Annotated in this window: 6 protein-coding genes; 3 read left to right on the forward strand and 3 right to left on the reverse strand. The window is 68.9% G+C overall.

Annotation, left to right across the window (positions count from 1 at the left end; genetic code table 11):
- Together RIF93_RS18540 and RIF93_RS18545 are read left to right on the forward strand one after the other, a co-directional pair.
- On the forward strand, positions 1–1,098 hold a 1,098-nt coding region (locus tag RIF93_RS18540; protein ID WP_309092931.1), incomplete at its 5' end, for an acyl-CoA carboxylase subunit beta.
- Positions 1,099–1,183: 85 nt separating this feature from the next.
- A complete protein-coding gene (locus RIF93_RS18545) occupies positions 1,184–2,542 on the forward strand; it encodes a BON domain-containing protein (protein WP_309092932.1) in 1,359 nt (452 codons plus the stop codon).
- Here RIF93_RS18545 and RIF93_RS18550 read toward each other — a convergent pair.
- From RIF93_RS18550 to msrB, 3 genes are all read right to left on the reverse strand, one after another.
- Complete coding sequence (locus RIF93_RS18550; RefSeq protein WP_309092933.1) at positions 2,539–3,336, reverse strand: phytanoyl-CoA dioxygenase family protein; 798 nt, start codon at positions 3,334–3,336, stop codon at positions 2,539–2,541. The genes RIF93_RS18545 and RIF93_RS18550 overlap by 4 nt on opposite strands.
- 108 nt (positions 3,337–3,444) lie before the next feature.
- Positions 3,445–4,248, reverse strand: coding sequence for a hypothetical protein (locus RIF93_RS18555; protein ID WP_309092934.1), 804 nt, complete (start codon positions 4,246–4,248; stop codon positions 3,445–3,447).
- The gene (gene msrB / locus RIF93_RS18560; protein WP_375163895.1) at positions 4,245–4,736 is read right to left on the reverse strand and encodes a peptide-methionine (R)-S-oxide reductase MsrB; all 492 of its coding nucleotides are present in this window, start codon (positions 4,734–4,736) and stop codon (positions 4,245–4,247) included. Before msrB ends, RIF93_RS18555 begins: the two co-directional genes overlap by 4 nt.
- Before the next feature lie 95 nt (positions 4,737–4,831).
- Between msrB and RIF93_RS18565 the strand changes: the two genes are divergently transcribed.
- The coding region (locus RIF93_RS18565; protein WP_309092936.1) for a biotin carboxylase N-terminal domain-containing protein at positions 4,832–4,993 on the forward strand (162 nt) is incomplete at its 3' end.

A 4,993-nucleotide genomic window follows, 5' to 3' on the forward strand; every position in this document is an offset into this window, starting at 1 on the left:
ATCTTCCTGGAGAACACCCTGGCCTCGGGCGTCATCCCGCAGATCAGCGTGATCATGGGCCCCTGCGCGGGCGGCGACGTCTATTCGCCGGCCATCACCGACTTCATCTTCATGGTGAAGGACACGTCCTACATGTACGTGACCGGCCCGGACGTGGTGAAGACGGTCACCCACGAGGAGGTCAGCCACGAGGAGCTGGGCGGCTACCGGGTCCATGCGCTGAAGTCCGGCGTGGCGGACGGGGCGTTCGAGAACGACCTTGAGGCCCTGACCCAGGTGCGCCGGCTGGTCGACTTCCTGCCGCTGTCCAACCGCGAGAAGCCGCCGGTCCGCGAGAGCTTCGACGAGCCGTTCCGGGACGAGCCGTCCCTGGACACCCTGGTGCCGGCGAACCCGAACAAGCCCTACGACATGAAGGAGCTGATCCTGAAGGTCGTGGACGAGGCCGACTTCTTCGAGATCAGCCCGGACTTCGCCAAGAACATCGTGGTGGGCTTCGCCCGGATGGACGGGCAGACGGTGGGCATCGTCGCCAACCAGCCGCAGACGCTGGCCGGCGTGCTGGACATCGACGCCAGCCGAAAGGGCGCGCGGTTCGTCCGCTTCTGCGACGCCTTCGAGATCCCGATCGTCACCTTCGTGGACGTGCCGGGCTTCATGCCTGGGACCAAGCAGGAGCAGGGCGGGCTGATCCGCCACGGCGCGAAGCTCCTGTTCGCCTACGCCGAGGCGACCGTGCCGAAGATCACCGTCATCACCCGCAAGGCCTACGGCGGCGCCTATGACGTGATGAGTTCGAAGCACATCCGCGGCGACGTGAACTACGCCTGGCCGACGGCCGAGATCGCCGTGATGGGCTCGAAGGGCGCCGTGGAGATCATCTTCCGCGCCGAAATCGGCGACCCCGACGCCATCGCCGCCCGGGAAGCCGAATACAAGGCCCGCTTCGCCAACCCGTTCGTGGCGGCCTCACGCGGCTACATCGACGACGTGATCATGCCCCACGGCACGCGCCGCCGGATCGTGAAGGCACTGAAGAGCCTGAAGGGCAAGCAGCTCCAGAATCCCTGGAAGAAGCACGACAACATTCCACTGTAGGGCGCCGGAACCACCTTCACCGCCCCTTGTTCTGCCAGTGAGGCGGGCTGAGGCCCGCAGGCCCTGCGGAACAGGAGGTTTCCCCATGCCCGATCGGTGGATGGAAGAGCGCGAGCGTCGGATGCGCGAGCGGAACTGGCGCAACGAGGCCTACGGCCGGGGCGGCGGCGACGAGCCGCGGCAAGGGCGGCTTTGGCAGGAGAACCGCAGCTTCGACGACGAGGGCCGCGGCGGCTACGGCCGCTATGAGGGCGCGGAAGGCACGAGCCGCGACCGCTATGCCGCGCGCTTCGAAGGTCACGATCGTGATCGGGTGTTCGGCGAGCGCGACACGGGCGCGGAGTACAACCGCTCGAACGTCCGGACCGGCGGCGGCGCGTATGGCGCGGGCGGCTCCTACGGCGGCGGCCAGAGCTATGGCCAGGGCGCCGGCGCCGGCCGCGACTGGCAGGGCGGCGGCCAGGACTACCGCAGCCGCAGCTTCGGAGGTGGCCGCGATGAACGGCCTGAGTGGCAGGACCGCGACTACACGGGCGTGAGCCCCGCCTACGAGAACAACGAGTACGACCTGGAGCGGAACCGCGGCATGCGGTTCGAGACCCAGGACTATACCCGCGGCGGCCGCTTCTACGGCGACGACCAGCGCCAGCCGATCTACCGCCAGGAGTACGGCCAGGGCGGACGCGAGTACGGCGAGGTCCCGCGCGGCTATGACGCCGACCGCGAGATGGAGCGTCGCTACGCCCGCGAGATGCGCCACCAGGCCTCGGGCGGCACTGGCGGCTACGACTTCGAGCGCGGCTATGGCGACGCCGGCCGCAGCGAAGACCGCGGCGGCGTGCGCGACTGGCAGCGGGGCGACGACCGCCGCGAGCAGGGCGACCGCGGCCGCTCGGGCGGCGGCTTCCTGCAGAAGGCGAAGAGCTGGCTGGGCGAGGCCGTGGGCGAGGTGCGCCGCGACCTGGCGGGCGAGCGCGGAATGGACCGCGGCGACGGCGGCCCGCAGCGCTATTCGGCCGACTTCAATCGTGAGGCGCGCTGGGAAGACCCCGGCCACCGGGGCCGTGGACCCAAGGGCTACAAGCGCTCGGACGAGCGCATCAGCGACGACGCCCACCAGCGCCTGACGGACGATCCGTGGCTGGACGCCTCGAACATCAACGTCTCGGTCTCGGGCGGTGAGGTGACGCTGTCAGGCACGGTCGAGAACCGTGAGGCCAAGCACCGCGCGGAGCGCTGCGTCGAGGAGATCTCGGGCGTGACGCACGTGCAGAATAACCTGCGCATCGAGGCCGGCGGCTTCCTCACCAATCCCGGCAAGGGCTACGGCGACAGCGTACTCGAAGCCCAGATGCGCAAGGATGGCGGCGACGGCAACGTGAACGGTGGCACGGCGGCGGGCGAGGACAGCGCCTCGACCCGCACCACCACCCGCCGGACCTAGTAGGCGAAGGCCCGGTAGGTCTCTTCCGGCTGCGCCGCCTCGGTCTTGGTTTCGAAGACCGGGTTGTGGCGCAGCCACCGCCGGGCGCGTTCCGGCAGAGCCACAAGCACTTCGGCCGGAATGCGGATGTTGACCTCGGGCCGGTGCAGCCAACGGCGCGAATAGCCGATGACGATCATCGGCCGGGGCGTTCCGACCCGGTTCGGCGTGCCACGGTGGATGTGGCGCACGTCGCGGATCATGACGTCGCCGCGGTTCATGTAGGCCTTCACCAGCGGGATCTCGCCGCTGGCGACCTTGGCCATGCCCTCGTCCTTGGAAAGCATGTGAGTGCCCGGCGCGTACTCCATCGGGCCGTTCTCGTCGGTCACGTCGACCAGCGGGAAGTTGACGGCGAGCTGATAGGGCGGGGTCTCGACGCCGCTCTCGGGGAACAGCAGCTGCGTGTCGCGGTGCAGGTCCTGATACTCAGAGCCGGCGAGCGGCGTGTCGCTGGCGAGCTGGCACATGACGCCGTCGGCGCCGACCAGTTCCTCGATGACGGCCATGATGGCGGCGTTGTCGATCACGCCCGGATCCGCCCAGAGGTCCTGGAAGGGCAGGGTGACGTAGTAGCGGTGAGCGCCGCGGTTCGGGTTGTCGCCCTCGCGACGCACGGCGGCGGCGAGCAGCGGCCCGAACGCTGCGTTCCAGGCGTCGATCGTCTCGGTGGGGATCAGGCCCTTCAGGATGGTGACGCTGGTCTTGCGGACCTCGTCGGCGTGGGCGCGGGCTTGGTCGGCGGTGAGTTTCATGGGTGGCATCCGGTTGGGATGCTTCGACGATAACGCCGCTGCGATTGCCACGCTTTGGGGGCGGATCGTCGCAGGGGGCCTCTATCCACACCTCCGGTGGCGGTCTGCCTAAAGACTCGGGGCGAGCGGCGGCAGGCCAGGGCGCTCGGTCACCGGCGTGTCGCCGGGGAAAGCGTCGCAGCGGGCGACGGAGCCGGAGGCCACGCCGAACACCTGGACGCAGGCCGGCACGCCGGCGCGGCCGATCCGGCCCTGCCGCTGGAGCCAGGTGCACTGGGCGACTGCCCCGATGAGGTAGCTGGCGACCGGCGTGGAGCGGTCCCTGCGATCGGCGATGCGGAACTCGTCGCCTCGGGTATCGGTAAACGCCGGCTCATAGACGAAGGGCATCAGTGAGATCGTGTGCGCGTACTCGTGCGCCGCCACGTTGATGGCGCAGGAACGGCGGACGACGTCGGCTGACTGCCATTGGCGCAGCACGAAGCTGTCGAGCACGATGTCTGAATAGCGGCCTTCGCCGGGCCCTTGGCCGGCCATGCCGAGATAGCCCACCGCGTTCGAGACGAGGATGACGTCGGCATTGACGAAGCGCGCGCCCAGCCGCTCGAGGGCGACGTAGTCAGCGAGATCGTCGGCGGTGGCGTCCTGATCGCCGCGCCGCGCGTAGATCGCCGGGTAACGTTCGCCAAGCGCCCGCAGGTTCTCCTGGAAGGCCTCGGACCGAAGGGTTCCGTACGCCTCCTCCATCAGTCGCCCCAGATGCTCGGCCTCCTCTCCCGGCTCGACGCCCTTCAACGCGCGATACGGACGGCCTTCATCTTCCGCGGTGTTCCCCAGCGCCACCCACGCCAGCATCAGCAACGGGATCAGCAGGACCCACGCGCCCCGGAACCGCTGGGTCCGTTCACTCACGCGAGGGCGGGCAGGTGTTCGTCGTCGCCGCGGCCGAGCGGGTCCCGGAGCGGCTGTCCGGCCGGGACGAATTCCAGGGATACGGAGTTGATGCAGTAGCGCAGGCGCGTCGGCGGCGGACCGTCGGGAAAGACGTGCCCCTGGTGGCTGTCGCAGCGGGCGCAGCGCGTCTCGATACGGACCATGCCGTAGGAGGTGTCACGCACGCCCTTGACGTGAGCCTCGTCGATGGGCGCCCAGAACGAAGGCCAGCCGGTGCCGCTCTCGAACTTCGTGCGGTGCCGGAATAGCGGCAGGCCGCAGAGGCGGCAGCAGTAGACGCCGTCGTCCTTCTGATCGAGAAGACCGCCGCAGAACGGGGCTTCGGTGCCGTGGTGCAGGAGGACGTCGGCCTCTTCGCGGGTCAGGCCCGCTTCCAGGCGCTTGCGTTCCTCTGCGTTAGGCGGCGAGAGGTCGAAACCGGAAGGGGAGACCGCTGGCGTGCTCATGTGCGTCAATCTAAGGTCGCCGCTTCGCAAGCGAAAGACTTTGGAAGCGGGCTCCGCTTCCGGGCCCACGTGAGGCTCAAGGCGTAAGGGACGGAATGTTTTCGAAGATCCTGATCGCGAACCGGGGCGAAATCGCCGTCCGGATCATCAAGACCTGCCGGCGGATGGGCATCAAGACGGTGGTCGTCTACTCCGAGGCCGACGCCGACTCGATGGCCGTGGAGATGGCCGACGAGGCGGTGTTCATCGGCCCGCCG

Source organism: Phenylobacterium sp. (genome assembly GCF_031181185.1).
In the GTDB taxonomy this organism is placed as follows: Bacteria; Pseudomonadota; Alphaproteobacteria; order Caulobacterales; family Caulobacteraceae; genus Phenylobacterium.

What these genes read in the sequence shown, in the direction of transcription:
- RIF93_RS18545 (WP_309092932.1), top strand. Translation starts at nt 1,184, where the DNA reads ATGCCCGATCGGTGGATGGAAGAGCGCGAGCGTCGGATGCGCGAGCGG.
- RIF93_RS18550 (WP_309092933.1), bottom strand. Translation starts at nt 3,336, where the DNA reads ATGAAACTCACCGCCGACCAAGCCCGCGCCCACGCCGACGAGGTCCGC.
- msrB (WP_375163895.1), bottom strand. Translation starts at nt 4,736, where the DNA reads ATGAGCACGCCAGCGGTCTCCCCTTCCGGTTTCGACCTCTCGCCGCCT.